This is a genomic window from Hymenobacter endophyticus (assembly GCF_032464715.1).
Lineage (GTDB): Bacteria > Bacteroidota > Bacteroidia > Cytophagales > Hymenobacteraceae > Hymenobacter > Hymenobacter endophyticus.
The window spans coordinates 187,838-213,344 of sequence record NZ_JAWDJT010000002.1 but is presented as its reverse complement, the minus strand read 5'-3'; the positions used below and the strand labels follow the sequence as shown (position 1 = coordinate 213,344).

General features: G+C 55.2%; 21 protein-coding genes and 4 tRNA genes. 20 read left to right on the top strand and 5 right to left on the bottom strand.

Annotated elements, in window-relative coordinates; translation table 11 throughout:
• Window positions 1-7 precede the first annotated feature (7 nt).
• On the bottom strand, window positions 8-886 hold the full coding sequence (locus tag ROI90_RS03315; protein ID WP_315996904.1) for an SDR family oxidoreductase: 879 nt from the start codon (window positions 884-886) through the stop codon (window positions 8-10).
• Window positions 887-946: 60 nt separating this feature from the next.
• Entirely contained in the window at window positions 947-1,783 is an 837-nt protein-coding gene (locus ROI90_RS03310; RefSeq protein WP_315996903.1) for a T9SS type A sorting domain-containing protein, read from the bottom strand.
• A gap of 98 nt (window positions 1,784-1,881) precedes the next feature.
• Here ROI90_RS03310 and ROI90_RS03305 point away from each other — a divergent pair, with 98 nt between their 5' ends.
• From ROI90_RS03305 to nadD, 6 genes are all read left to right on the top strand, one after another.
• Window positions 1,882-2,646 carry a glycosyltransferase family 2 protein gene (locus ROI90_RS03305; protein WP_315996902.1) on the top strand — a complete coding sequence of 255 codons (765 nt, stop codon included), beginning with the start codon at window positions 1,882-1,884 and terminating at the stop codon, window positions 2,644-2,646.
• The gene (locus ROI90_RS03300; protein WP_315996901.1) at window positions 2,643-3,683 is read left to right on the top strand and encodes a glycosyltransferase family 9 protein; all 1,041 of its coding nucleotides are present in this window, start codon (window positions 2,643-2,645) and stop codon (window positions 3,681-3,683) included. Before ROI90_RS03305 ends, ROI90_RS03300 begins: the two co-directional genes overlap by 4 nt.
• A 390-nt stretch (window positions 3,684-4,073) precedes the next feature.
• Entirely contained in the window at window positions 4,074-4,721 is a 648-nt protein-coding gene (locus tag ROI90_RS03295) for a sigma-70 family RNA polymerase sigma factor (protein WP_315996900.1), read from the top strand.
• Window positions 4,722-4,746: 25 nt separating this feature from the next.
• Window positions 4,747-5,037 carry a hypothetical protein gene (locus ROI90_RS03290; protein WP_315996899.1) on the top strand — a complete coding sequence of 97 codons (291 nt, stop codon included), beginning with the start codon at window positions 4,747-4,749 and terminating at the stop codon, window positions 5,035-5,037.
• A gap of 9 nt (window positions 5,038-5,046) precedes the next feature.
• The gene (gene gmk, locus ROI90_RS03285) at window positions 5,047-5,631 is read left to right on the top strand and encodes a guanylate kinase (RefSeq protein WP_315996898.1); all 585 of its coding nucleotides are present in this window, start codon (window positions 5,047-5,049) and stop codon (window positions 5,629-5,631) included.
• Window positions 5,628-6,233: a nicotinate (nicotinamide) nucleotide adenylyltransferase gene (gene nadD / locus ROI90_RS03280; RefSeq protein WP_315996897.1), complete on the top strand. Its 606-nt coding sequence runs from the start codon at window positions 5,628-5,630 to the stop codon at window positions 6,231-6,233. The genes gmk and nadD overlap by 4 nt, the downstream gene beginning before the upstream one ends.
• Window positions 6,234-6,344: 111 nt before the next feature.
• Here nadD and frr read toward each other — a convergent pair whose 3' ends face one another.
• From frr to ROI90_RS03265, 3 genes are all read right to left on the bottom strand, one after another.
• Entirely contained in the window at window positions 6,345-6,908 is a 564-nt protein-coding gene (frr, locus tag ROI90_RS03275) for a ribosome recycling factor (RefSeq protein ID WP_315996896.1), read from the bottom strand.
• Window positions 6,909-6,998: 90 nt separating this feature from the next.
• A complete protein-coding gene (gene pyrH, locus ROI90_RS03270) occupies window positions 6,999-7,787 on the bottom strand; it encodes a UMP kinase (RefSeq protein WP_315996895.1) in 789 nt (262 codons plus the stop codon).
• A 114-nt stretch (window positions 7,788-7,901) separates the two neighbouring features.
• A complete protein-coding gene (locus tag ROI90_RS03265) occupies window positions 7,902-8,411 on the bottom strand; it encodes a biotin/lipoyl-containing protein (RefSeq protein WP_315996894.1) in 510 nt (169 codons plus the stop codon).
• A 99-nt stretch (window positions 8,412-8,510) separates the two neighbouring features.
• On the opposite strand from ROI90_RS03265, the gene ROI90_RS03260 reads away from it, so the two are divergent.
• The 14 genes from ROI90_RS03260 to rpoC all read left to right on the top strand — a co-directional run bounded on the left by ROI90_RS03260 (window position 8,511) and on the right by rpoC (window position 25,279).
• Complete coding sequence (locus ROI90_RS03260) at window positions 8,511-11,108, top strand: M1 family metallopeptidase (RefSeq protein ID WP_315996893.1); 2,598 nt, start codon at window positions 8,511-8,513, stop codon at window positions 11,106-11,108.
• A 249-nt stretch (window positions 11,109-11,357) separates the two neighbouring features.
• Window positions 11,358-11,437 (top strand) — tRNA-Tyr (locus tag ROI90_RS03255).
• A 77-nt stretch (window positions 11,438-11,514) separates the two neighbouring features.
• A tRNA-Gly gene (locus ROI90_RS03250) sits at window positions 11,515-11,587 on the top strand.
• A gap of 92 nt (window positions 11,588-11,679) precedes the next feature.
• Window positions 11,680-11,751: transfer RNA gene (locus tag ROI90_RS03245), tRNA-Thr, on the top strand.
• Window positions 11,752-11,918: 167 nt separating this feature from the next.
• A complete protein-coding gene (tuf, locus tag ROI90_RS03240; protein ID WP_125435376.1) occupies window positions 11,919-13,106 on the top strand; it encodes an elongation factor Tu in 1,188 nt (395 codons plus the stop codon).
• A gap of 128 nt (window positions 13,107-13,234) precedes the next feature.
• Window positions 13,235-13,308: transfer RNA gene (locus ROI90_RS03235), tRNA-Trp, on the top strand.
• 61 nt (window positions 13,309-13,369) lie between these two features.
• Window positions 13,370-13,564, top strand: a complete 195-nt coding sequence (gene secE, locus ROI90_RS03230) for a preprotein translocase subunit SecE (protein WP_315996892.1) — start codon at window positions 13,370-13,372, stop codon at window positions 13,562-13,564.
• 18 nt (window positions 13,565-13,582) lie between these two features.
• A complete protein-coding gene (gene nusG / locus ROI90_RS03225) occupies window positions 13,583-14,149 on the top strand; it encodes a transcription termination/antitermination protein NusG (protein ID WP_315996891.1) in 567 nt (188 codons plus the stop codon).
• A 116-nt stretch (window positions 14,150-14,265) separates the two neighbouring features.
• Window positions 14,266-14,709: a 50S ribosomal protein L11 gene (gene rplK, locus ROI90_RS03220; RefSeq protein ID WP_315996890.1), complete on the top strand. Its 444-nt coding sequence runs from the start codon at window positions 14,266-14,268 to the stop codon at window positions 14,707-14,709.
• A gap of 19 nt (window positions 14,710-14,728) precedes the next feature.
• Entirely contained in the window at window positions 14,729-15,424 is a 696-nt protein-coding gene (rplA, locus tag ROI90_RS03215) for a 50S ribosomal protein L1 (RefSeq protein WP_125427633.1), read from the top strand.
• Window positions 15,425-15,443: 19 nt separating this feature from the next.
• On the top strand, window positions 15,444-15,998 hold the full coding sequence (rplJ, locus tag ROI90_RS03210) for a 50S ribosomal protein L10 (protein ID WP_315996889.1): 555 nt from the start codon (window positions 15,444-15,446) through the stop codon (window positions 15,996-15,998).
• A gap of 64 nt (window positions 15,999-16,062) precedes the next feature.
• Window positions 16,063-16,440 carry a 50S ribosomal protein L7/L12 gene (gene rplL, locus ROI90_RS03205; protein ID WP_125427637.1) on the top strand — a complete coding sequence of 126 codons (378 nt, stop codon included), beginning with the start codon at window positions 16,063-16,065 and terminating at the stop codon, window positions 16,438-16,440.
• Between the two features lie 284 nt (window positions 16,441-16,724).
• Window positions 16,725-20,600 (top strand): DNA-directed RNA polymerase subunit beta, encoded by a 3,876-nt coding sequence (gene rpoB, locus ROI90_RS03200; protein ID WP_315997497.1) that lies wholly within the window; start codon window positions 16,725-16,727, stop codon window positions 20,598-20,600.
• 326 nt (window positions 20,601-20,926) lie between these two features.
• On the top strand, window positions 20,927-25,279 hold the full coding sequence (rpoC, locus tag ROI90_RS03195; protein WP_315996888.1) for a DNA-directed RNA polymerase subunit beta': 4,353 nt from the start codon (window positions 20,927-20,929) through the stop codon (window positions 25,277-25,279).
• Window positions 25,280-25,507: the final 228 nt, after the last annotated feature.

Here is a 25,507-nt window from a genome sequence, read left to right as displayed (position 1 = left end):
ACTGGCATTAGGCTTCTGATAGAAACGGCTGTCCTGCTAACCGCTCGGATTCCTGCCAGAGACGCCGGGCATTTTCCAGCGTATTATAGCCGGATTTTACGGCTTCCGGTTGCTGCTTCACAAAGTAACCACCACTGGTTTGGGCTACTGCGGGGTCGGAAGCCAGATAAATGCTGGTTTTGGCACCATCCTCGGAAGAAGTCATAAACGGTGCGGCTACCTTATAAAAGGCCCGAGTAAACCACGTAGAGTTACTGCCGAAATTACTGGCTACTACGCCGGGGTGCAGACTGTTGGTGGTAACGTTGTGGATGCCCCGCTGCCGCAACCGCCGGGCCAGCTCCTGCGTGAACATAATATTGAACAGCTTGGAGTTGGCGTAGGCCCGCATAGGGGAGTAGTGGTGGGCAGCATCCAGGTCATTGAAATCGGGCTTGGCAAACTGGTAAGCCATGGAAGCCACGTTCACAATGCGGGCGGCCGGGCTCTGCTGCAGCTTATCGAACAGCAGGCTGGTGAGCAGAAAGGGGCCGAGGTGGTTGGTGGCAAACGTCATTTCGTGGCCGTTGGCGGAGGTTTCGCGCTCCGTCCCAAATACCAGTCCGGCGTTGTTCACCAGTACATCCAGCTGGGCGTAGCGCTGGTTGAACTCCTCTGCCGCCCGCCGTACCTGGCTCAGGTCCGACAAATCACAGAGCAGCACATCTACGCGGCGGCCGGGCCAAGCTACTTGCTGAATTTCCAGGCGCGTTTGGGCCGCTTTATCAGCATTGCGGGCTAGCACCACCACGTGGAAACCCTGGCGGGCCAACTCCAGCGCGGTTACTTTGCCAATACCGGAGGTAGCGCCCGTAATCAGGGCGAGAAGAGGCTGCTGAGTAGTCATAGAAGGGGCGTAAGTCGGCTGACTATACGCAACACTAGGAGTGGAGTTAGCGGCGTGTTGTTAGTGCATTACCACCAACCGGAGGGGAGCAGCTGCCCCGGCAGCGCCCGTAAGCACACGCAAAACATAGGTGCCGGCTGGTAGATGCGCAACGGAAAAGGTGAGTTGATGAGTGGACGTGGAGTAGGTATGCAACAAGACGCCGGCAGTGGTATAGAGCCGGATTACGCGCTGGACATTGGAGCCAAATTCTACGGTAGCCTCTAGTTGAGCCGGGTTGGGATAAACCGAGTAAGTTGGAGTAGCTGGAAGCCCATTCGCTACACCCCTCGGAACAACCTCAGGCTTGGTAGGGGGCTGAATTCGGTATAGGGGTAAACTATCGGCTTGTGCTTCAAAGAACGTGCGCAGCGTTTTCCTGCTGAAGCGCAGACGGATGCTGTCATTTTTGGCGTTGCGGTAGCGTACCAGCTCCGGCCAGTGCCCTTGCTGCACTAAGTGGCTAAGATTCTCCATCTGTAGTAAACCTGTTCCGAGCCCCTGCACTGTATTTCTGCGGATGCGTACCGCGTGTACCCATTGCCGGGCATCAGGTAGAGTTTCGACCAGATAATAATAGCCTCGAAAGCGGAATGCCCGAACATATAATGGGTTCTGGCTGCTATCCGCCGCCACGATGGTGGTGATGCCGGAAGCAGGCGCAAATGATATCCGCAGGCGTAGCGTGTCGGCCGAGCCCAAAAGCGTTACATCGGGTCCGAGTACCCGAGCCAGATTTACCGGGCGTTGTCCAACAATGGGGTCGAAGCTAGCCGCCGGCAGCCAGCTCGTTAATGTACCGTCGCAGCTGCTGAGCAGCAGCCCTGCAAACAAGTAAGCAAAGTGGGGTAGCCGCATGGTCAGGAAATGAAGCAATACTAGCTGTGAATGCACGCATCAGCCAAAATGTAACCCGCTACGCTGCCTGCCGCAAAACCCCGATATTTGCCCGCGCTATGCCCCAGGTTCCCCTGTCCGTCGTCATCATCACCTTCAATGAAGAAGCCAATATTGCCCGCTGCCTCGAAGCGGCCCGTCCAGTGGCCGACGAGCTGGTAGTAATTGACAGCTTCTCCACTGACCAGACCGTAGACATCTGTCGGCAACTGGGCGCGCGGGTAATTCAGCACGCTTTCGAGGGCTACGTGGAGCAGAAAAATTATGCTACTGCCCAAGCCCAGCACCACCATGTACTGCAGCTGGATGCCGACGAAGTGCTGACCGAGGAGTTGCGCTGTAGCATTGAGGCCGCTAAAGCCAACTGGCAGGGCGCTGGCTACACTCTGGCTAGGCTTACCAACTACTGCGGTAGCTGGGTGCGCCACGGCGGCTGGTACCCCGACCGCAAACTGCGGCTGTACGACCGTCGTCTGGGCTGCTGGGAAGGCCTGCTGCTACACGAGCGGTACGAGCTGACGGCCGGTGAGCCCGCGCCGCTGCCCCTGGCCGGCGACGCGCTGCATTACTCCTACCACTCCGTGGAGCAGCATGTGCAGCAGCTCAACCGCTTCACCAGCATTGCCGCCGAGGAGTTGTGGCTCCGGGGCAGGCGCGACGTTTCCGTGTTCCAGTTGCTGCTGAAACCCTGGTGGAAATTTGTGCATGGCTATTTTCTGCGGTTGGGCTTCCTAGATGGATTTGCCGGCCTGAGCATAGCCATAATTTCGGCCTGGGGCGTGTTCCTGAAATTTGCCAAGCTCAAAACCCGCACCGCCGCATGAGTCGCACCTTCCTCATCAGCCGCACCGATGCCATCGGGGACGTGGTGCTGACGCTGCCGGTTGCCGGCCGCCTCAAACAGTTGTTCTCTGGGTGCCGCGTGCTGCTGCTGGGTCGCACCTACACCCAGGCCGTAGCCGCCGCCTGCCCCTGGCTGGATGACTTTCTGAACCTGGATGAGCTCCTGCAACTGCCCGAGGCGGCCCAAGTGGCCGCCTTGCAGGCCACCGGCGCCGATACCATACTGCACGTCTTTCCCAACAGACAAGTGGCTTGGCTGGCGCGCCGGGCTGGTATCCGCCACCGCATTGGTACCCGCAACCGGTGGTTTCACTGGCTTACTTGCACCAAGCTGGTTACCCTCAGCCGCCGCCACTCGCCCCTTCACGAGTCCCAGCTTAACCTGCACATGCTGCACGGACTAGGCCAAACCGGTACCATGCCGCTGGCGGCCGTAGCCCCCCTGGTACAGCTTAGCCCTACTGTCCCGCTCCGGCCCGAGCTATGTCAGCTTCTGGCCGCTCGTCAACCCCAGCAGCTTAACGTCATTCTGCACCCGCGCAGCCGCGGCAGCGCCCGGGAGTGGGGGCTGGAGAACTTTGGTACTCTGGCCAAGTTGCTGCACCAAGCCGGGCACCGCGTATTCATCACCGGCACAGCTGCCGAGGGGGAAGAGCTCCACCCCTGGCTACACGAGCACCAGCCCTACCTCACCGCCAATCTTACTGGCCAATTGGGGCTGCCCGAGTTCCTAGCCTTTATTGCGGCCGCCGATGGGTTGGTGGCGGGCAGCACCGGCCCGCTGCATTTGGCCGCGGCGCTCGGCCGCCATGCCCTCGGCCTCTACCCGCCCATCCGGCCCATGCACCCGGGCCGCTGGGCTCCGCTCGGTCCGCACGCTAGCTACTTGGTCTTCGACAAGCCCCATTGTCAGGCGTGTCGCGCGCAGCCGGCTGGTTGTTCATGCATCAAAGCACTGGAGCCCCTGCAAGTGGCAAGCCGGGTATGCAGTTGGGCTAATTTACCGCTGGCTAAGTGATACACGGCCGGTCTTATATAGCCTCAGCAATATTTATATCAATACCAGACAACAACGAATAACGGGCAGTAACACAAGCTGTCATCCGTAATCCAAGCACATATTCCTTGCTGCTAGCCAGGCCGCTGCTGCCATCGGCGCAACCCGCATACCGGCGTAGCCCGTAGGTGTATCAGTTTCCGCTGCGACACACTACCCTCCATGCGGTAGTTCGTTATCGGAATGATGAACTGGCTTCAAGTAGCTCGTTTCTTATGCGGGTTTCCGGATGTCTACACTGAACAATGCGCTGCGTTGCCAGAAAAACATTCTGCCTAAAAGCCGGTATACTCCCGTAGATTTGTCTAACAGCGGTATTTTTCTAATATTCAGCCGCAATTTTCAGCTTTCATGAGCGACTCTCCCGAGCGGATTCCTAAACTGAGCAAAGAGGAAAAAGACCGGCGTTTTCAGGCCGAGTTGATGCCCGTGCTCGACTCCCTGTACAACTTTGCCTTCCGCCTGACCCTGGACGAAGATGATGCAAATGACTTGGTACAGGAAACTTATCTGAAAGCATATCGCTTCTTTGAGTACTTCGAACCAGGAACAAACGCCAAAGCGTGGCTGTTTCGCATCCTGAAAAATTCGTTCATCAACGATTTTCGCAAAAAAAGTAAGCAGCCTGCCAAGGTTGACTACAGCGAAATCGAAGGCTACTACAACTCGGAAGATGTAGAGGCGGATAATGACGCCGGCCCCTCCTCCTCCGACATGCGGCAGCAAGCCGTGCGCGACCTGATCGGTGATGAGGTGGCCCGTGCCTTGAACTCGCTGCCCGTGGATTTTCGCACGGTCATTATCCTCTGCGACCTGGAAGGGTTCACCTACGAGGAAATGGCAAAAGTGCTGGACATCCCCATCGGTACGGTGCGCTCCCGCTTGCACCGGGCACGCAATTTCCTCAAAGAAAAACTTGAAAAGTACGCTAAATCAATGGGCTACGGCTCCAATGAAGATGGCGAAGATGAATTCACCAGCTCGGAAGAATCCGAATAAACTCCCCTCAGCCAACACCTGCGTTATGGAAACTACGTCTACAAAACAAACCAACCAGAGCGGTGCCCCTGTTATTAGCGGCCCCGACTGTGAACGTGTGAACACCATACTCGACCAGATTATTGTAGGCCAGGAGCCTACGGCGGAGGACACGGATTATTTCGTTAACCATGCCGAGGACTGCTCTCCTTGCTTTGATAGCATCGATAAGCAGAACATTTTCATCGACTTCCTGGGGGAGCATGTAGGCCGTAAGAAAGCTCCGGCAACCTTATCAAACTCAATTCTTGCAAAAATTCAGGTAGAAATGGCCTAATTTTGCCCGATGCAGGGTAAAATTATCGCCTTTTCCGCTCCTTCCGGAGCTGGTAAAACCACCATCGTGCACCGGTTGCTACAGCGTATGCCGGAGCTAAGCTTCTCAATTTCAGCGTGCACGCGTGATAAGCGTGGCCGCACCGAAGCCAACGGGAAGGATTACTACTTTATCTCCGTACAGGAGTTTCAGGAGAAAATCCGGCACGATGACTTTGTGGAATGGGAGGAAGTGTACGAAGGAGCTTTCTACGGTACCCTTAAATCTGAGGTAGAGCGTATTTGGGAAAACGGCCAGCATGCCATCCTGGATGTGGACGTGAAAGGCGGCCTCAGCATAAAGGAGTTCTATAAGGAGCGGGCTTTGGCCATCTTCGTGAAACCACCGTCGTTGCAGGTGCTCGAGCAACGGTTGCGCCACCGCGCTACCGACTCTGAGTCCAGTATTTCGGCCCGTATATATAAAGCCAACTTCGAGTTGACGTTTGAAGACCGCTTCGACGTGGTGATTGTCAACGACGATTTGGAGCGCGCTATTGATGAAGCGGAGAAACTCGTCCGTGCTTTCATTACCGCCGAACAAGCCATTCTGTGAGCAGTCCTGCTGCCGTTGCCCCCGTGGGCCGGAAAGTAGGACTGCTTTTCGGTTCTTTCAACCCTATTCATACCGGGCACCTTATTCTGGCAAATTACATGGCCACGCACACCGATTTGGATGCAGTGTGGCTGGTAGTTTCCCCTCAAAGCCCTTTTAAAGTTGGGCAGGAATTGCTGAGCGAAGTCCAACGCTTTGATTTGGTGCAACGCGCCATTGCTGGCAATGAGCGGTTACGAGCCTTGGATGTGGAGTTTGCCATGCCTAAGCCCAGCTACACCATAAGCACTCTGGATGAGCTGCGCCGCCGCTACCCAGGTGTCCAATTCGTGTTGCTGATGGGTGAAGACAACCTGCCTGGTCTGCCACGTTGGGAACAGGCAGCGCGTATCCTCGCGGAAAATCAGATTTACGTGTATCCGCGCCCCGGTGCAGGTACCACGGATCCAAGTCTGCATCCGGCTGTTCAGATGGTAAAAGCACCTTTGCTGGATATTTCGGCCACGTTTGTGCGGGAGTGTATCCGGGCCGGCAAGTCCATCCGTTATCTGGTGCCTGAAGCCGTGGAGCAGCAAATTATAGCTGCTGGCTACTGGCTTTAAAAAAGCAGACGGTAGATATAAGAAGTGGGAGGTATAGCTTCTGTTCAATGGCGTAGCGCCGGAACAAAAGCTATACCTCCCACTTCCTATATCTACCGTCTGCCTGTATAATCAGATGGTCATGATTTCTGACTCCTTCTTGCTGAGCAGTTCGTCCACCTTGCTGATGTAGCTGTCGGTAAACTTCTGCACTTTAGCCTCGGCGTCTTTCACGGCATCCTCAGCGGCTCCGTCCTTCTGCAGTTTGCGCAGCGACTCATTCACGTCCTTGCGGATACCGCGGATGCGCACTTTGCCGTTTTCCGACTCTGACTTGGCCTGCTTCACCAATTCGCGGCGGCGCTCCTCCGTCATGGGCGGAAGGTTCAGGCGAATACCCTCGGCATCTGACTGCGGATTCAGGCCCAGGTCACTGTTCTTGATGGCCTTGGCAATTTCGCTGATCATGTTTTTCTCCCAGGGCTTAATGAACAGCGTGCGGGCATCGGGGGCCGCTACGTTGGCTACCTGAGCCACGGGAGTTGGAGTGCCATAGTAATCTACCCGCAAGGAGTCGAGCATGGCAGGAGTGGCTTTGCCGGCGCGGATGCGGGCAAATTCTACCTGCGTATGTTGCAGGGCCTTGCCCATCGACTCCTCGGCCTCGTCCAGATAAAACTTAATTTCTTCGTCCACTTCTAAAAGGGTTGAATGTTGAGTGTAGGTGTTGAATTTGCGTGAAAGCGGCGCAAGCCAGCAAGGAGGTTGCTGCACGCCGGCCCGGGACTAAGCCTGTTCTGCTGAGCCGTTGTGTGTGGATGGTTGCAGGCTGCTGTGCTTGGGGTCAAGCCCGGCCGCTTTGCTGGCGTGCATACTTACTAAGGTGCCCACGCTTTCCCCATCTAATAAGCGTTGCAGGTTACCGCCTTTGTTCATGTCGAACACAATGATAGGCAGGTTATTTTCCTTGCACAGCGTGAAGGCCGTCATGTCCATCACGTTTAGGTTCTTTTCCATCACCTCATCAAAGGTAATTTCGGGGAAGCGGGTGGCCGAAGGATCTTTCTCAGGGTCGGCAGTATAGATACCATCTACCCGGGTACCTTTCAGCACTACATCCGCTTCAATTTCAATGGCCCGTAGCGAGGCAGCCGAGTCAGTGGTGAAGTAGGGGGAACCAATGCCGGCCCCGAAGATAACCACGCGGCCCTTCTCCAGGTGGCGCATGGCCCGCCGACGGATATATGGCTCACACACCCGCTGAATGGTAACACCGGAGAGTAGGCGGGTATTCACGCCCAGCTTCTCCAGGGCGCTTTGCAGGGCCATAGAGTTGATAACCGTGGCCAGCATACCCATGTAGTCGCCCTGTACCCGGTCAAGCCCAAAGGCTTCCGCCTGCACGCCCCGGAAAATATTACCACCTCCGATAACCACGGCTACCTGGGTACCCGTAGCGGCGGCGGCCCTAATTTCTTCAGCATACTGCATGAGCCGCGTGGCATCAATACCATATTGCTGCTGGCCCATCAGGGCCTCACCGCTTAGTTTGAGCAGAATTCGGTTGTACTTCAAAGTGAGAGAGGGTTAAGGCGTAAAACGCGAGTGTACGTGGCGAGGCCGTAAGCAAATACGGGCGGGGGAGGCCGCACGGTATCCGATTACGGCCCCGGGTAAAGAAAGTGGTACCTAGCTGAACAGAATCAGTACTTGGCCCTTGGTTACGTTGTCGCGCAGGGCAACTTTTATGGCGGCCACGGTACCATCACCGGGCGCTTTCAAGATGTTTTCCATCTTCATGGCCTCCAGCACCAGCAAAGGGTCACCCTTCTGCACGGTCTGGCCGGGCTCCACCCGAATGTCCACAATCAGGCCGGGCATGGGTGCTTTCAGGTCATTTACCTTTTGGCTGGCCGCGTTGCTCATGCCCAGTTTATCCAGGAGCAGATCAAACCGGTCTTTGGCCTGTAGCTCCACCTTCTGGCCGTTCAGCTTCAGGCTAATGGTTTTGGCGGCATAGTCAGCAGCTATCAGCTCGGCTGTGTAAGAGCGGCCCTCATACAACAAGTGGTAGCGCCCATTACCCAGGGGAGCAATGTCCCAGTGAAAAGGCTCCCCGTTGAGGGTGATGGCGCCGTTGGGCTGATAATTAACTTCCCAGGTTTGATGGGGGGCGGCTTCGGTACGGACCTGGAGCATAGAATGGGGGCAGGGGTGGGGCGGAAAAGGGGCTTAAAGATAGGCCTATTCTGAAATAAATTCGGAACTTGACCCTCCAATGTCCTAGTGCCTTCCCGCATGAAATATCCGGTCCTCGGTGTCCTTATTCTGGCGCTGATGTGTGAGTTGTCGGCTTCTGCTCAGGCAGTTAAACCAAGCCGTCCACCTTCTGCTATACCCCATGCCAACCGCAAAAAAGTAGCGGAACCCGTTACGCCGCCCACGCCGGTTGCTGCCAGTGCAGTTGTGCCCAACTGGCTGCCTTCCACCAATTCCCTCCAGCCCTCTGCCACCATCCTGCACGACCTGGCCGATACGAAGCTGGATGTCCGCTTCGACTGGGCTAAGCAATGGTTGCTGGGAACGGCCGTACTCACCCTGCGCCCCCATTTCTACCCGCAAAGTCAGCTGGTGCTGGATGCGAAGGGATTTGATGTCAAAAGCGTGGAGCTCATGAACGGCTCCCGCAAGGGCCGGGACCTGAAGTTCAGCTACGACAAGCGCAAAATTACCATCAGCCTCGACAGGCTATACCAGCGCACCGAGCAGTATCAGGTGCGCATTCAGTACGTAGCCAAGCCCAACGAGCTACCCAAGGGCGGCAGTGAGGCCATTACCGATGATAAAGGCTTGTACTTCATCAACCCCTTAGGCACCGATAAGACCAAGCCCCGGCAGGTTTGGACGCAGGGGGAGACGGAAGGTAGCTCTTGCTGGTTTCCTACCATCGACCGGCCCAACCAGCGCATGACGCAGGAAATCACCATGACGGTGGAAAGCGGCCAGAAAACCCTGTCCAATGGCATACTGGTATCGGCGCGCCGTAACCCCGATGGTACCCGTACCGATACGTGGAAACTCAGCCAGCCCCACGCCCCTTACCTGGCCATGATGGCCGTGGGTGATTTTGCCGTGGTAGCCGATTCTTGGCGGGGCAAACCAGTGGAATATTACGTAGATCCTGCCTATCAGCATACAGCCAAGCGGGTATTTGGCAATACGCCCGAGATGATGGAGTTCTTCTCTAAAAAGCTGGGGGTTGATTTTCCTTGGGAGAAGTACGCACAAGTAGCCGTGCACGATTTCGTGTCGGGTGCTATGGAAAACACGTCGGCTTCCACGTTTCAGCAGCAATTGGTACAGTTTACCCCGCGTGAGTTGCCGGATGTAACGTACGCAGGCTCCGAGTCCGTAATTGTCCACGAATTATTTCACCAATGGTTTGGGGATTACGTGACCACGGAGTCTTGGAGTAATCTGCCTCTCAACGAGTCCTTTGCCGATTATTCTGAACTGTTGTGGGCCGAGCATAAATACGGAGCCGATGCAGCGGCACACGTACAGCAAAGCAAGCTGCGTAATTATTTGGAAGAGGCCCAAATGAAGCGGGAGCCTCTCATCCGCTACCGCTACAATAGCCAGGAAGACATGTTCGACCGGCACTCCTACGATAAGGGCGGGCGGGTACTACATATGTTGCGCAAGTACGTTGGCGACGAAGCCTTTTTCGCCTCACTCAACCGTTATCTGGTCAACAACAAGCTGTCCTCAACGGAACTTGCCAAGTTGCGCATTGCCTTTGAGGAAACGACGGGTGAGGACCTGATGTGGTTTTTCGACCAGTGGTTTTTGCAGCGTGGCCACCCAGAGCTACGCGTGACCCATAGCTACGAAAACAGCCAAGTGGTTGTACATGTGCAACAGGTGCAGGATACTCTTTATCAGCCCGTTTACCGTTTGCCGGTAACCATAGCCACCTGGAACGGCAACCAAGCCACCGAACACCGCATTCTGGTGACTAAAGCCGACCAGACGTTCCGTTTGTCAGTCAACCAGCGCCCCAGCTTGGTTAAGTTTGATGATGAAGGTGTGCTGCTGGCAGAAATTGATGAAACGCAAAGTCAGGAAGAACTACTGTACCAGCTGAGCCACGCCCGCGGTTACCTTCAGAAATACCAAGCTATTCAGGGGCTACGCAACAAATCCGCCGACTTGCTTGTCAGCGCAACGTTTCGCAACACCCTCAACGATTCCTTCTGGGCAACCAGGGTTGCTGCTCTTGAAGGCCTGCGCCGCTACCGGGGAGCGGAAGGCAACGCTGTGCGGAAGGATTTGCAACGAGTGGCCTTGAATGAAAAGAATGGGGCTGTACGCGCTACGGCCATTCGGGTACTGAGCGCTTTTCCTAACGAGGATTTTAGCGAGGTATACAGTACGGCGCTAAAAGACAGCTCCTACGTGGTAACTGGTGCTGCTATTGAGGCCCTGTCGCATGCGCCCACTGCCACAACTCGCTCCCAGATAGCCGCTCTGCAAACAACTACAAACCCTGCACTTCTTACGGCGCTTTCCAATTACTACGGGCTCAATGGGACGCTCGATGACTACCAGTGGTTTTTACAACGCAGCAAGGATGCTCCAGCTGAGGTTCTGTACGTCATGCTGGAGAACTTCGGAGTTCTGATGCAGCGAATTCCACCTATTGAGCGGGAGAAGGGCATCCAACGACTGGAAACGCTAGCCCGTACGCATCCGCAGATGTATGTTCGGCTAGGAGCCTACAAAGGACTACACGAGTTAGTGGCCAGTATGCCTGCCCTGAAAGCTACCCTGCAGGACATCCGAAACAAAGAAAAAGACAGCAGTCTGAAGTCGATGTACAGCCTGATTCAGTAAAAACGTATTTTTTTTTGTAAGCCGTCAAGTCTGCTTTTGTTGCCGCTTGTGCTAGGCAGTCAGATAATTACCTGCCGTTGCAACGCCTGCTGATTACCCAAGCGCAAGAAAAAACAAAACCTTTTTGAGTGAAGGGCTTGACTTGCATCAGAAAGCCGCTAATTTTGCAACTCCAATCGACACAGTAACGGTTTTAGCCGCTAAAGTGCAGAACGGGGAGTCCTGGCAATCGGCGCAGGAAATATAGCTGGGGGCGTCGCATAGCGGCAATTGCGGGTGACTGTAACTCACCTCCTTCGGGTTCAAAGGTTCGAGTCCTTTCGCCCCCACATATGGTGAAATAGTGACTGAGTAAAGTAGTGAGTTGTTAAATTTACTACTTCACTCAGTCACTGACTCACTCTACGCGGGAGTAGCTCAGTTGGTAGAGCGGCAGCCTTCCAAGCTGCAGGTCGCGGGTTCGAACCTCGTCTCCCGCTCGGTGTCAGGAATGACGACGAGGAGTATAAGCAGTAGCATCACTGGCAAATGTTTCTCGACAGTTGTATCTTTGCCAAGCACATTGCAATAAGCCGTTTTAGCTCAGTGGTAGAGCACTTCCTTGGTAAGGAAGAGGTCATGGGTTCAAATCCCATAAATGGCTCAGAATTACGAGTACCAACGGGGCAGCGCGACTGCACCGTTTGGAACTGTCAGCAAAGTAAAGCGACGTGCAGTCCCGACTAAACGGAGCTGTGTTTCGCTTTCTTACTGTATAGTCTAGTCGCGTTTCCCCCTCATCACCTCAAAATTCCTCTTAATCTCTTTACAATGGCTAAAGAAAATTTTGACCGGTCCAAGCCGCACGTAAACATCGGCACGATCGGTCACGTGGACCACGGCAAAACCACCCTCACCGCCGCCATTACCATGGTTCTGGCTAACAAGGGTCTGGCTGCCAAGCGCGACTTCTCTTCGATCGACAATGCTCCCGAAGAAAAAGAGCGTGGTATTACGATCAACACCTCGCACGTAGAATACGCTACCGAAAACCGTCACTACGCTCACGTTGACTGCCCCGGTCACGCTGACTATGTGAAGAACATGGTTACCGGTGCTGCTCAAATGGACGGTGCTATCCTCGTGGTAGCTGCTACCGACGGTCCCATGCCCCAGACGCGTGAGCACATCCTGCTCGCTCGCCAGGTAGGTGTACCTCAGCTGGTAGTGTTCATGAACAAAGTGGACATGGTGGATGACCCCGAGCTGCTCGAGCTGGTGGAAATGGAAATCCGTGAGCTGCTGTCGTTCTATGACTTCGACGGTGACAACATTCCGGTTATTCAGGGTTCAGCTCTGGGTGGCTTGAACGGCGACGCTGCTTGGGTTCCCAAGATTGAAGAGCTGATGGCTGCTGTTGATAGCTACATTCCAATTCCTGCTCGTCTGACCGACCTGCCCTTCCTGATGCCCGTAGAAGACGTATTCTCTATTACGGGTCGTGGAACGGTTGCTACCGGCCGTATCGAGCGTGGTATCATCAACTCGGGTGAGCAAGTTGAAATCCTCGGTATGGGTGCTGAGAACCTCAAGTCGACCGTAACGGGCGTTGAGATGTTCCGCAAAATCCTGGACCGTGGTGAAGCTGGCGACAACGTAGGTCTGCTGCTCCGTGGTATTGAAAAAGAAGCCATCCGTCGTGGTATGGTTATCTGCAAACCCGGTTCGGTTAAGCCCCACACCAAGTTTAAAGCTGAGGTGTACGTGCTGTCGAAAGAGGAAGGTGGTCGTCACACGCCGTTCTTCAACAACTACCGTCCCCAGTTCTATTTCCGCACCACCGACGTAACCGGCATCATCACGCTGGGCGAAGGCGTAGAAATGGTAATGCCCGGCGACAACGTAACTATCTCGGTTGAGCTGATCAACTCGGTAGCTATGGAGAAAGGCCTGCGTTTCGCTATCCGTGAGGGTGGCCGTACGGTAGGTGCCGGTCAGGTAACCGAAATCACCGAGTAGTTTTAACCAACTACCGTTGAAATAATACAGATCCGCCCTCGAAATTTTCGGGGGCGGATTTGTTTTGTGTAAAGAGTTCCATACATTTGCAGTCCCAATCCAGCACCTTGACTGGGCGGGGCGCATACACGGGCGTAGTTCAAGGGTAGAATAGAGGTCTCCAAAACCTTTGATGGGAGTTCGAATCTCTCCGCCCGTGCCACAACAAAACTACGGCTGCTTCGGCAGCCGTAGTTTTACACCCCAAACCGGTGCTTTCTATTATGAGCAAGCTAACCAAATACTTTCAGGAGACATCCGAGGAGATGCGTTACAAAGTAACGTGGCCTTCGCTGGAGGAACTGCAGAAAAGCGCCGGCCTGGTGCTGATTGGTTCTTTGCTGTTTGCTGCTGTGGTAGGCGTGCTGGATGTGGTTTTCAAAGAGAGCCTAGAAGCATTTTATAACTCAGTCCGCTAATCGGTAGAACATACGACAATGGGTGAGTTGAAATGGTACGTAGTCCGCTCGGTTAGTGGACAGGAGAAAAAAGCCAAGACCTATCTGGAGACGGAAATTGGCCGTCATGGCCTTTCTGACTTGGTGCCCCAGGTGCTGATTCCGGTAGAGAAGGTGTTCGAGATGCGCAACGGCAAGAAGCGCGTGCGTGAGCGGAACCTGTATCCTGGTTATATCATCATTCACGCCGACCTGACTCATGGTGAGGTAGATCACATAATTACCAGCACGCCTGGTGTGATTGGTTTTCTTAGCGACAAGGAAGGCAAAGCCGCTAATCAGAATACCAAGCCAGTTCCCCTGCACATCTCCGAAGTAAACCGCATCCTCGGGATTGTGGATGAAGTGGAGGAGCAAGCTGCCACGCTGGAAACGCCTTTCGTGGCGGGCGAGCTGGTAAAGATTGTGGACGGTGGTTTCGCAGGTATGTCGGGCACGGTGTCCGAAGTATTTGAGGAACGGAAGAAACTGAATGTTATCGTGAAAATTTTCGGCCGTAGCACTCCTATGGAGCTCAGCTACACGCAGGTTGAAAAGGAAGCGTAGTCAATAAAAACGTCACCGGTTATCCGCTCCGGACCGGTGGTGCTTCCACTTTTGGAGCAATTTTCATCTGAGGGTAACTACGTGTTACCGTAGAAACCCGAAGCCTTTCAAACCAAATGGCCAAAGAAATCAGAGGTTATCTGAAGCTTCAGATAAAGGGAGGCGCCGCAAACCCTGCGCCGCCGGTTGGACCTGCACTTGGTAGCAAAGGCCTTAACATCATGGAGTTCTGCAAGCAGTTCAATGCGCGGACCCAAGATAAGGCCGGCCAAGTTTGTCCTGTACTCATCACCATGTACACCGATAAGTCGTTTGACTTTGTGGTGAAGACTCCTCCGGTGCCGGTTCTGCTCTTGGAAGCAGCCAAGCTCCAGGGTGGCTCAAAAGAGCCGAACCGTAACAAGGTAGGGTCGGTATCATGGGACCAAGTGCGCACCATCGCCGAGACGAAAATGCCCGACCTGAACGCCTTTAAGGTGGAGTCGGCCATGAAGCAGGTAGCTGGTACGGCTCGTAGCATGGGTATCACCGTGTCGGGCACTTCTCCCTTTGCTGAATAATTAACAACGGAGAAGACACATGGCAAAGATTAGCAAAAAGCGCAAGGAAGCCCTTGCCAAGCACGACCTGACCGAAGTTCGGAACTTGGTGGAAGCTGCCAAAGTGGTAAAGGACATTACCTATACCAAATTTGACGCCTCCGTTGACATCGACGTTCGTCTGGGAGTAGACCCCCGCAAAGCTGACCAGATGGTACGTGGCGTAGCCACGCTGCCCCACGGCACCGGCAAAACAGTTCGCGTTCTGGCCCTGGTTACCGCCGACAAAGAGGCCGAAGCTACTGCAGCTGGCGCTGACTACGTTGGTCTGGACGACTACATCTCGAAAATCGAGAAAGGCTGGACTGATATCGACGTAATCATCACGATGCCGTCAGTAATGGCCAAGGTTGGCCGTCTGGGTCGCGTACTGGGTCCTCGTGGCCTGATGCCGAACCCCAAGTCGGGCACCGTAACCACGGATGTAGCCAAAGCTGTGCAAGAGGTGAAGGCTGGTAAAATCGACTTCAAAGTTGACAAAACCGGTATCATCCACTGCTCGGTTGGTAAAGTGTCGTTCGATGACCAGAAGCTGGCTGAAAACGCCATTGAGGTTATCCAGACCCTGATCCGTCTGAAGCCTTCGTCGGCTAAGGGCACCTACATCAAGAGCATCACGCTTTCGAGCACGATGTCGCCCGCCGTTCCGGTTGACACCACGGTAACTTCCGCCTAATTTAAATCAACACGACGATATGATCCGGGAAGACAAACAAGCCCTCGTCGACGAGTTGAGCGAGAAGTTTCAATCGCACAACGCGTTCTACATTGCCGACGCTTCGGGAATGTCGGTGGCGAAAATTAACGAATTCCGTCGCCTGTGCTTCACGCGTGGCATGGAGTTCAAAGTGTACAAAAACACGTTCATCCGCAAAGCTCTCGATACCCTCGGTGGCGACACGGCTGAGATGGACGCGGCGCTGAAAGGCCAGTCGGGCATTCTGTTCTCGAAAGAGTCGGGCAACGCTCCTGCTAAACTGCTGCAAGACTTTTATAAGTCGCAGAACTACGGCAAGAACGTAGAGCCCAAGCCTGCTTTGAAAGGTGCTTACGTGGATGCTGGCATCTACATCGGTGCTAACCAGTTGGCTAGCCTGAGCACGCTGAAAGGCAAAAACGAGCTTATCGGTGATGTTATCGGTCTGCTCCAGTCGCCCGCCAAAAATGTTATTTCTGCTCTGTCGAGCGGTGGCAACATTCTCGCCGGTCTTATCAAAACGCTTTCCGAAAAAGAAGAGGTTGCAGGCTAACCGCTGCTCATCTTTTTCACTTTAAATTTCCTTCAACAACCCCCCTTTTTAACAATCTACAGAAATGGCAGATTTGAAAGCATTCGCCGAGCAGCTCGTTAGCCTGACGGTAAAAGAAGTAAACGAACTGGCTACCATCCTGAAAGACGAGTACGGCATTGAGCCTGCTGCTGCTGCTCCCGTAATGGTTGCTGGTGGTGGTGCCGCTGCTGCTGACGCTCCCGAGGAGAAGACTTCGTTCGACGTAATCCTGAAGTCGGCTGGTGCTGGCAAACTGGCTGTGGTGAAATTGGTGAAAGACCTGACCGGTCTGGGCCTGAAAGAAGCCAAAGAACTGGTTGACGGTGCTCCTAAAGCCCTGAAAGAAGGTGTTGCCAAAGACGAGGCTGAAGGCCTGAAAAAGCAACTGGAAGAAGCCGGCGCTGAAGTAGAAATCAAGTAGTTTCTGCTGCCTGCTCGTAAAACCAGCAAATATGGAGAGGCCTGGCAACTAAGCCAGGTCTTTTCCTGTTTGTAGGCAACAAACTAATCGGAAGTTCGTTTGCACGCCGCTTTGCGGCTTTTCGTGCCTACGGACGCCAGAGGCGCAAAGTTTTGCTTTGCGCTTTCGTGCGCTCAATACTTCCGAAATTTTCAAGGTAGGGGCCTTGCCGCTACTCTGTTCTGGATTCTCTCAGTATCCATTTTCTAACCCCACATACATTGGCTACACCGAAAGCAACAGGCCTGCAAAAGCTGCAGGCGGCTGACGAGCGGATCAACTTCGCCAAGATTAAAAAGGTTATTGAGTACCCGGATTTCCTGGACGTGCAGGTTCGCTCGTTCATGGATTTCTTCCAGTTGGAAACGGCTGCCGAGAGCCGGACCGATGAGGGGCTTTTCAAGGTATTCGCCGAGAACTTTCCGATTTCGGACTCTCGCGAAAACTTCGTGCTGACCTTCCTCGACTACCACGTTGACCCACCCAAGTACTCGGTTGACGAGTGCATTGACCGGGGCCTCACGTACTCGGTACCGCTGAAAGCCAAGTTGCGCCTGGTCTGCAATGATACGGACAACGAGGATTTCGAGACGATTGAGCAGGAGGTTTTCTTGGGGAACATTCCCTACATGACCGAAAAAGGCTCGTTCGTTATCAACGGCGCGGAGCGGGTTATCGTGTCGCAGTTGCACCGCTCGCCGGGCGTGTTCTTTGCCCAGAGCAAGCACACCAACGGTACCAAACTGTACTCGGCCCGTATCATTCCGTTCAAAGGCTCGTGGATTGAATTCGCCACGGACGTGAACAACGTGATGTACGCCTACATCGACCGGAAGAAGAAGTTTCCGGTTACCACGCTGCTGCGCGCCATCGGCTACGGCACTGACAAAGACATTCTCGACCTGTTCGGGCTGTCGGAGGAAGTGAAGGCCGATAAAAAGAACCTCAAGAAAGCCGTTGGCCGCAAGCTGGCCGCCCGGGTGCTGCGTACCTGGACGGAAGACTTCGTGGACGAGGACACCGGGGAGGTGGTTTCCATCGACCGGAACGAGGTGCTGTTGGAGCGTGACTCCACCATTGAGGAGGAGGACATCGACGTAATCCTGAATGCCGGTGCCAAGTCGGTGATTCTGCACCGCGAGAACGTAAACATTGCCGACTACGCAATTATTTACAACACGCTGCAGAAGGACAACTCCAACTCAGAGAAAGAAGCCGTGGAGCAAATCTATCGTCAGCTCCGGAACACGGAGGCTCCAGACGAAGAAACTGCCCGCGACATCATCCAAAAGCTGTTCTTCTCGGATAAGCGCTACGACCTCGGGGACGTAGGCCGCTACCGTATCAATAAGAAGCTGGGTATTGACACCGGTTGGGACGCCCGCGTATTGACCAACGAGGACATCGTCCTCATTGTGAAATACCTGATTGGCTTGATCAACTCGAAGGCTATTGTCGATGATATTGACCACTTGAGCAACCGTCGTGTACGCACGGTAGGGGAGCAGCTCTACGCCCAGTTCGGCGTGGGTCTGGCCCGTATGGCGCGTACCATCAAGGAGCGCATGAACGTGCGCGACAACGAAGACTTCAAGCCGGTTGATCTTATCAATGCCCGTACGCTGTCTTCGGTTATCAACTCGTTCTTCGGCACCAACCAGTTGTCGCAGTTCATGGACCAGACCAACCCGCTGGCCGAGGTGACGCACAAGCGTCGCGTATCGGCACTGGGGCCGGGAGGTCTGTCGCGGGAGCGGGCTGGTTTCGAAGTACGTGACGTTCACTACACGCACTATGGCCGCCTCTGCACCATCGAAACGCCGGAAGGCCCGAACATCGGTCTGATTTCGTCGCTGTGCGTGCACGCCCGGGTTAACTCGATGGGCTTCATCGAGACGCCTTACCGCACGGTAGAAAACGGCAAGGTAGACACCACGGAAAACGTGAAATACCTGACCGCCGAGGAAGAAGATACCCACCACATTGCGCAGGCCAACGCCCGCATCGATGAGCAAGGTAACTTCATTAACGAGCTGGTAAAAGGCCGTTTCGAAGGTGACTTCCCCGTGGTTGGTCCCGACGAATACAGCTACATGGACGTGGCCCCGAACCAGATTGTATCGGTGGCTGCTTCGCTGATTCCGTTCCTGGAGCACGATGACGCCAACCGGGCCCTGATGGGTTCGAACATGCAGCGCCAGGCAGTTCCGCTGTTGCGTGCTGAGGCGCCCATCGTAGGCACTGGTCTGGAAGGCCGCGTAGCCATTGACTCCCGCACGCTAGTAGTAGCCGAGGGCGAAGGTGTGATTGACTACGTAGATGCCAACAAAATTGTAGTGAAGTACGACCTGACGGCCGACGACATCCTCGTAAGCTTCGACGCTGAGAAAATTTCGTACGACCTGATCAAGTTCCGTCGCACCAACCAGGATACCTGCATCAACCTGACGCCTCTCGTGAAGAAGGGCGAGCGGGTGAGCAAAGGACAGCCCCTCTGCGAAGGCTACGGCACGAACAAAGGTGAGCTGGCCCTGGGCCGCAACATGCAGGTGGCGTTCATGCCGTGGCAGGGCTACAACTTCGAGGATGCTATTGTCATCTCGGAGAAAGTAGTGCGCGACGACATCTTCACCTCGATTCACATTGAGGAGTTTGAGCTGGAAGTGCGCGAGACGAAGCGTGGCGAAGAAGAGCTGACCTCGGAAATTCCGAACGTGAGCGAAGAAGCCGTGCGTAACCTCGACGACAACGGCATCATCCGTCTGGGAGCTGAGGTGCGCGAAGGCGACATCCTCATCGGTAAGATTACGCCCAAAGGCGAAACCGACCCGACCCCGGAAGAGAAGCTGCTCCGCGCCATCTTTGGCGACAAAGCCGGCGACGTGAAGGATGCCTCCCTTAAGGCGCCACCGTCCCTGCAAGGGGTAGTTATCGGCACCAAGCTGTTCTCGCGTCCGAAGAAAGACAAAAACCTGCGGGCCAAGTCGAAGAAGGAAGTAGAAGAGTTGAAGGAGTCGTACGCTCGGGAGTTGCGCGGCATCAAAGCGGTGATGATCGAAAAGCTGGTGGATTTGCTGGAAGGCAAAACCTCACAGGGCGTGAAGCACAAGTTTGGTGACGAAATCCTGACCAAAGGGGCCAAATTCGGCAAGAAGAACATCTCCGATGCCCTCTTCCCCGAGAAGAACCCCTACAAGGACGAGAGCAACTACGCCGTGCCGGAAGAGGTGAACATGTTCAAAGACCTCATTCTGGAGAACTGGACCGCCGATGCCCGCGTGAATGGTATGGTGCTCGAATTGGTGAAAAACTACACCAAGAAGCGCAACACCATCACGGCCCGCTTCAAGCGTGACCGATTCACGCTGGAAGTAGGCGACGAGCTGCCCGCCGGTATCGTGCAGCTGGCCAAAGTGTACATCGCCAAGAAGCGCAAGCTGAAGGTGGGTGACAAGATGGCTGGTCGTCACGGTAACAAAGGGGTAGTAGCCCGCATCGTGCGTGATGAGGACATGCCCTTCCTGCCCGACGGCACCCCGATGGACATCGTGCTCAACCCGCTGGGTGTACCAAGCCGGATGAACATCGGTCAGATTTACGAAACCGTACTGGGCTGGGCTGGCCTGAAGCTGGGTCGCACCTACGCTACCCCGATTTTCGACGGTGCTACCGAAGAGGAAGTATCGAAAGAGCTGACGGAAGCCGGGCTGCCTACTTTCGGCCGTGCCTACCTGCACGACGGTCTGACGGGTCAGCGCTTCGACCAGCCGGTAACCGTGGGCGTGATTTACATGCTCAAACTCGGTCACTTGGTTGACGACAAGATGCACGCTCGTTCCATCGGGCCGTACTCGCTCATCACGCAGCAGCCGCTGGGTGGTAAGGCACAGTTCGGTGGTCAGCGCTTCGGCGAGATGGAAGTATGGGCGCTTGAGGCGTTCGGTGCTTCCAACGTGCTCCAGGAAATCCTGACGGTGAAGTCGGATGACGTGGTAGGCCGCGCTAAAGCGTACGAAGCTATTGTAAAAGGCGACGTACTACCCAAGCCGAATATACCCGAGTCATTCAACGTACTCATCCACGAGTTGCGCGGTCTGGCCCTGGAAATCACGCTTGACTAAGGTTTGAAAGAAGTGGCTGCTGATATGTGAGTATCGGCAGCCACTTTTCAAGTCCTACTATATAAAGTACCGCAGCCGAAACTGCCGGCGTCGCTCCGAGATAAGGTCAGAACGACATCAACCGCCGACAGCAAAAGCAGCAAACTGGCTCAGCTAGCTGAGCCACCCGCATACCAGACCTGGCGAAGAACTACTGCGCGGCGTACCTATCCGACCCGCAGAGCACTTTTCGCAGAGTCGAACTGTTACGTTCTTTCTGACCTCTCTTAAGAGGGGCAGAGCCAACGGACAGAAAACAAGCCACCAGCTAACAACAGCTACCCTACATGGCGTTTGCAAAAAACAAGAAACTGGTACAGGACTTCTCGAAAGTCACCATTTCGCTGGCCTCGCCCGAATCCATCTTGGAGCGGTCGAACGGTGAGGTTGTGAAGCCCGAGACGATCAACTACCGGACGTACAAGCCCGAGATGGGCGGCCTGTTTTGCGAGCGGATTTTCGGTCCGGTTAAGGACTGGGAATGCCACTGCGGCAAATACAAGCGGATTCGCTACAAAGGCATCATCTGCGACCGGTGCGGCGTGGAGGTGACCGAGAAGAAAGTACGCCGGGAGCGGATGGGCCACATCGAACTGGTGGTGCCTGTTGCGCACATCTGGTACTTCAAGTCCCTGCCCAATAAAATCGGCTACCTGTTGGGCCTGCCCACCAAGAAGCTTGATCAGATTATCTACTACGAGCGGTATGTAGTCGTACAGCCCGGCGTATTGGGCGAAGAAGGCGTGCAGCAGCTCGACTTCCTCACCGAAGACGAATACCTCGACATCATCGACAAGCTCCCCCGGGAGAACCAGATGCTGCCGAACGAGGACCCCAACAAGTTCATCGCCCGCATGGGCGCCGATGCCCTGCAACTCCTGCTGGAGCGCATCAACCTGGACGAGTTGTCGTACTCACTGCGTGACTCTGCCGCGCACGAAACTTCGCAGCAGCGTAAGGCTGAGGCCTTGAAGCGTCTGCGCGTGGTAGAAGCATTCCGTGACGCCGCAACTCGCGTGGAAAACAAGCCCGAGTGGATGGTCATCCGCATGGTGCCCGTTATTCCGCCGGAACTGCGCCCCCTCGTTCCGCTGGATGGTGGCCGTTTCGCTACCTCAGACCTCAACGACCTGTACCGTCGTGTAATCATCCGTAACAACCGCCTCAAGCGCCTGATCGAAATCAAAGCGCCCGAGGTGATTCTTCGGAACGAGAAGCGCATGCTGCAGGAAGCCGTGGATTCGCTGTTCGACAACTCGCGGAAAGTAAACGCCGTGCGTGCCGAAGGCAACCGCGCCCTGAAGTCGCTGTCCGATATGCTGAAAGGCAAGCAGGGCCGCTTCCGTCAGAACCTGCTCGGTAAACGTGTCGACTACTCCGGTCGTTCGGTTATCGTGGTAGGCCCCGAGTTGAAACTGCACGAGTGCGGCCTGCCCAAGAACATGGCGGCCGAGCTGTTCAAGCCGTTCATCATCCGCAAGCTCATTGAGCGCGGCATCGTGAAAACGGTAAAGTCGGCCAAGAAAATCGTGGACCGCAAGGACGCCGTGGTATGGGACATCCTGGAGAACGTGCTGAAAGGCCACCCAGTGCTCCTGAACCGGGCTCCTACGCTTCACCGTCTGGGTATCCAGGCGTTCCAGCCCCGTCTCATCGAGGGCAAGGCTATCCAGCTGCACCCCCTCGTTTGTACGGCCTTCAACGCTGACTTTGACGGTGACCAGATGGCTGTGCACGTTCCCTTGGGACCGGCTGCTATTCTGGAAGCCTCCATGCTCATGCTGGCCTCCCACAACATCCTGAACCCGGCCAACGGCGCACCCATTGCGGTACCGTCGCAGGACATGGTTCTGGGTCTGTACTACGTGACAAAAGGCAAGCGCAGCACCGACGAGGAGAGCATCCAGGGCGAAGGCCGCATGTTCTACTCGGACGAGGAAGTTGTTATTGCCATCAACGAAGGTCAGCTGTCGAAGCACGCCTATATCAAGGTGCGCACGCAGGTTCGCGACGAGGACGATAACCTTGTAACGAAGATCATCGAGACGGTAGCCGGCCGCGTGCTGTTCAACCAGCTGGTGCCGGTTGAAGTAGGTTTCGTGGATGAGCTGCTGACCAAGAAAAAGCTCCAGCAGATCATTTCGATGGTGTTCAAGCGGACCGGCATGGCCCGCACCGCACAATTCCTCGACGACATCAAGACGCTGGGCTTCCAGTCGGCTTACAAAGGTGGTCTGTCGATGGGTCTGGGCGACATCAAGATTCCCGCCGAGAAAGATATCCTCGTAGCGCAGGCCCAGGCCGACGTGAAAGCCGTAACCCAGAACTACCAGATGGGTCTGATTACGGACAACGAGCGGTACAACCAGGTTATTGACATCTGGACGCGCATCAACAACCAAATCACCGAAACCCTCATGGGCCGTCTTGAAAAAGAGGACCAGGGCTTCAACTCGATTTACATGATGATGCACTCCGGGGCCCGTGGCTCGCGCGAGCAGATTCGTCAGCTCGGCGGTATGCGGGGTCTGATGGCCAAGCCGCAGAAGTCGCTTCAGGGTTCGGTGGGTGAGATTATCGAAAACCCGATTCTGTCCAACTTCAAAGAAGGTCTGGACGTAATCGAGTACTTTATTTCGACCCACGGTGCCCGGAAAGGTCTGGCTGACACGGCTCTGAAGACGGCTGACGCCGGCTACCTGACCCGTCGTCTGGTAGACGTTTCGCAGGACGTAATCGTGAACGAAGTAGACTGCGGTACTCTCCGTGGCATCGAAACCTTCGCGCTGAAAGACAACGAGGACATCGTGGAGCCCTTGGCCGAGCGTATCCTGGGCCGCGTAGCTGTTCACGACATCGTGGATCCGCTGACGGACGAGGTAATCCTGCCTGCCGGTGATGAAATTACGGAAGAAGTAACCCGTCGTATCGATGCTACCAGCATCGAGTCGGTGGAAATCCGCTCGGTACTGACCTGCGAAAGCAAGCGTGGTATCTGCGGTAAGTGCTACGGCCGTAACCTGTCGTCGGGCCGCATGGTGCAGAAAGGTGAGGCTGTTGGCGTAATTGCCGCGCAGTCTATCGGTGAACCCGGCACCCAGCTGACCCTGCGTACCTTCCACGTAGGTGGTACGGCTTCCAACATTGCCGTTGAAGCCAGCCTGCGCGCCAAGTTCACCGGTGTAATTGAGTTCGAAGACATCCGCACGGTAGAAACCGCCAACGCCGATGGCGAGCCGGTGAAAGTAGTAATGGGTCGTTCGGGCGAGATTCGCATCGTGGAGAAAGGCACCGGCAAGGTGTTCATCTCGAACCACGTGCCCTACGGCTCCTTCCTGCTGGTAAACGAAGGCCAAGAGGTAGAGAAAGGCGAAGAGCTGAACAACTGGGACCCTTACAACGCCGTTATTCTGGCCGAGTTTGATGGTACCATTCAGTACGACGCCATTACTGAAGGCATCACCTACCGTGAGGAATCGGACGAACAGACCGGTCACCGCGAGAAAGTGATTATCGAATCGAAGGCCAAGGACCAGAACCCGGCCATCATCGTGCGCCCCGGCAAAAAGGGCGACATGGAAGGTTCGAAAGGCTATTCCATCCCGGTGGGCTCTCACTTGAATGTGGAGAACGGCGAGAAAATCAAGGCTGGTCAGATTCTGGCCAAGATTCCGCGTGCCGTGGGCAAAACCCGCGACATTACCGGTGGTCTGCCCCGTGTTACGGAGCTCTTCGAAGCTCGTAACCCGTCGAATCCGGCTGTTGTGGCCGAAATCGATGGTGTGGTAACCTACGGTACGGTGAAGCGTGGTAACCGTGAAATCTTCGTGGAGTCGAAAGACGGCGTGAAGAAGAAGTACATGGTACCGCTGTCCAAGCACATCCTCGTGCAGGATAACGACTTCATCCGCGCTGGCTCGCCGCTGTCCGATGGTGCCATCACCCCGTCCGATATCCTGAACATTCAGGGTCCCGGCGCGGTGCAGGAGTACCTCGTGAACGAGATTCAGGAAGTATACCGCTTGCAGGGTGTGAAAATCAACGATAAGCACATCGAGGTGGTAGTTCGCCAGATGATGCAGAAAGTGGTTATCCTCGATGCCGGCGACACGACCTTCCTGGAGCACCAGGTAATCGATAAGATTATCTTCATGGAGGAAAACGATACCATCATCGACATGAAGGTGGTAACCAACGCGGGCGACTCCACGAACCTGAAGCCCGGCCAGATTGTAACGGCTCGTCGCCTGCGTGACGAGAACAGCAGCCTGCGCCGCCGCGACCTGCAACTGGTGGAAGTACGCGACGCGCAACCGTCCGTATCCCGTCCCACGCTGCAGGGTATCACCCAGGCTTCGCTGGGCACCCAGTCGTTCATCTCGGCTGCCTCCTTCCAGGAGACGACCAAGGTGCTGTCGGAAGCCGCCATCCGTGGCAAGGCCGACGAACTGCTGGGCCTGAAGGAGAACGTAATCGTAGGTCACCTCATCCCGGCTGGTACCGGTCTGCGCGAGTACACGCGTCAGATTGTGGGCTCGAAGGAAGAGTTGGAAGCCGCCCAGGCTGCCAAAGCCGACGAGACGCCTGCTCCCGCCAAGCGTGGCGCCCGCGCCTCACGCCGCGAGTCGGTTTCGGAGTAATCTGGACCGGAGTAAATAAGGAAAGCCGGCTGGGGAAACCCGGCCGGCTTTTTCTTTTGCAGATAGCAATAGATTTGCACGATGACACGGTACTTACTGCTTATCATAAGCGCAAGTTGGTTACTTGCTTATCAACTGATACTTGTTGTATTCTCTCTCGTCAATGGCTATACCTCTAGGAGAAGCTTAGACTTTTTTGACCTGATGGACTATGTTAGCATGTTGATA

Excerpts from the sequence above, each read along its gene's own strand:
- ROI90_RS03315 (WP_315996904.1), bottom strand. The coding sequence starts at position 886 with ATGACTACTCAGCAGCCTCTTCTCGCCCTGATTACGGGCGCTACCTCC.
- ROI90_RS03310 (WP_315996903.1), bottom strand. The coding sequence starts at position 1,783 with ATGCGGCTACCCCACTTTGCTTACTTGTTTGCAGGGCTGCTGCTCAGC.
- ROI90_RS03305 (WP_315996902.1), top strand. The coding sequence starts at position 1,882 with ATGCCCCAGGTTCCCCTGTCCGTCGTCATCATCACCTTCAATGAAGAA.
- ROI90_RS03300 (WP_315996901.1), top strand. The coding sequence starts at position 2,643 with ATGAGTCGCACCTTCCTCATCAGCCGCACCGATGCCATCGGGGACGTG.
- ROI90_RS03295 (WP_315996900.1), top strand. The coding sequence starts at position 4,074 with ATGAGCGACTCTCCCGAGCGGATTCCTAAACTGAGCAAAGAGGAAAAA.
- ROI90_RS03290 (WP_315996899.1), top strand. The coding sequence starts at position 4,747 with ATGGAAACTACGTCTACAAAACAAACCAACCAGAGCGGTGCCCCTGTT.
- gmk (WP_315996898.1), top strand. The coding sequence starts at position 5,047 with ATGCAGGGTAAAATTATCGCCTTTTCCGCTCCTTCCGGAGCTGGTAAA.
- ROI90_RS03265 (WP_315996894.1), bottom strand. The coding sequence starts at position 8,411 with ATGCTCCAGGTCCGTACCGAAGCCGCCCCCCATCAAACCTGGGAAGTT.
- ROI90_RS03260 (WP_315996893.1), top strand. The coding sequence starts at position 8,511 with ATGAAATATCCGGTCCTCGGTGTCCTTATTCTGGCGCTGATGTGTGAG.
- tuf (WP_125435376.1), top strand. The coding sequence starts at position 11,919 with ATGGCTAAAGAAAATTTTGACCGGTCCAAGCCGCACGTAAACATCGGC.
- secE (WP_315996892.1), top strand. The coding sequence starts at position 13,370 with ATGAGCAAGCTAACCAAATACTTTCAGGAGACATCCGAGGAGATGCGT.
- nusG (WP_315996891.1), top strand. The coding sequence starts at position 13,583 with ATGGGTGAGTTGAAATGGTACGTAGTCCGCTCGGTTAGTGGACAGGAG.
- rplK (WP_315996890.1), top strand. The coding sequence starts at position 14,266 with ATGGCCAAAGAAATCAGAGGTTATCTGAAGCTTCAGATAAAGGGAGGC.
- rplA (WP_125427633.1), top strand. The coding sequence starts at position 14,729 with ATGGCAAAGATTAGCAAAAAGCGCAAGGAAGCCCTTGCCAAGCACGAC.
- rplJ (WP_315996889.1), top strand. The coding sequence starts at position 15,444 with ATGATCCGGGAAGACAAACAAGCCCTCGTCGACGAGTTGAGCGAGAAG.
- rplL (WP_125427637.1), top strand. The coding sequence starts at position 16,063 with ATGGCAGATTTGAAAGCATTCGCCGAGCAGCTCGTTAGCCTGACGGTA.
- rpoC (WP_315996888.1), top strand. The coding sequence starts at position 20,927 with ATGGCGTTTGCAAAAAACAAGAAACTGGTACAGGACTTCTCGAAAGTC.